Annotated in this window: 2 protein-coding genes; one reads left to right on the forward strand and one right to left on the reverse strand. The window is 62.6% G+C overall.

Annotation, left to right across the window (positions count from 1 at the left end; genetic code table 11):
• Positions 1-410: 410 nt before the first annotated feature.
• Complete coding sequence (locus tag AWC08_RS37620; RefSeq protein WP_218621745.1) at positions 411-614, reverse strand: hypothetical protein; 204 nt, start codon at positions 612-614, stop codon at positions 411-413.
• A 441-nt stretch (positions 615-1,055) separates the two neighbouring features.
• On the opposite strand from AWC08_RS37620, the gene AWC08_RS17535 reads away from it, so the two are divergent.
• A partial coding sequence (locus AWC08_RS17535) for a hypothetical protein (protein ID WP_142283646.1) occupies positions 1,056-1,235 on the forward strand: 180 nt, incomplete at its 3' end.

The raw sequence follows: 1,235 nt of genomic DNA on the forward strand, positions 1-1,235 counted from the left end.
CCGAGACGCCTCTGCGTCGCACGCAACCACGAGCCGCTTGACGTCGGATGGTGATCGATGGCGAGAAAATCGGCGATGGCGGAGGGGGCGGGTGCATGGCCATGGCTGCGACGGCCGCAACGTGATCATGCGCGCCGGCTTGATCAACGCAACAGAAAGTTGCCATGCGGACCTGGCCGTAGTCGGTTGAGGACTCTGTGCCCTAGATCTGTCGCAGACCCGCCATGAGGCTTTAGACGTCTGTCGACGCGTTGCCGCGTCGAAGCGGTCGTCGGGATCCGAGCTTGTGCAGACTACGAAATGGAGGTCACGGTGGCCACATTGAAGGATGAACTGACAGCCAAGGTCATCGACGACGAGCACTGGGCCAAGCGCCGCCGCTCGGCTGCTTCGGCCCCACCGCCCGCAGATTATGGGTGCTGGCCTGCATGGTCGAGCGCCTGCCGATCAATGAAGCACTGGGATAAATGTCGATTCGCCTGTCGCACATAGGGATGCGCAATGGCGGGGGTGTCGGCACCGAGGATGCCTCCGGTCAGCCATGTCTCGACAGTTGGCGGCGGCTCGGGCGGGTCTGCTGCCTGGTTCGGAATGACGACCATCGATCGTGCCATCGCCGGATTCCCTCCATAGATACCAAACGGGGGTAGGGACCTTAGCCACCGCGGACGAGGGCAAAAGTCTCTACCGGTTGCACCGGTCGATGCGGACGATAGGTCTCGCCAGGTTAATGCGGGCAGGGGGTTATTGCTATCATTTCTTTTTTCCCGCGTCCTCGGCCAATCAGCGCCTTAGTACGCGGCAACGGATGTCGTCGAAGCCCATGGCCTCGCCGCAGCGGTCACGCGGACGGAAACCCGCTGATTGGGAACCTCCTCTGCAGTACTCGAGTTCGGAGGCCACCTATCGCGGTGCCGGCCGGCAGCACAAGTCGGGCATTGGCCGTCCTGCCAGTGTCTGTGCGGCGAGCCCAGCCGGACTGTCTGACAAGCCAGCTCAACGGTGTGAACCCATCGATTGCTGGCTGTTGGTCGCAATAGAGAGTTCGTCCCATCATGCTCAACTACCGCACTCAACCCGACAGTCTGGGATCATTGACCGCCGGCCAGCGGTCGATGTGGGCAGTCCAGCAACTCAGGCCCGAAGTCCCTTACGACATCGCCGGTTTTCTCGCCATCGGTCACCACGTGGAGGTCGAGCGGCTCACGGTGGCGTGCGAATCGGCGGCGGCGCAC

This window comes from Mycobacterium gordonae, assembly GCF_002101675.1.
Classification (GTDB): Bacteria; Actinomycetota; Actinomycetes; order Mycobacteriales; family Mycobacteriaceae; genus Mycobacterium; species Mycobacterium gordonae.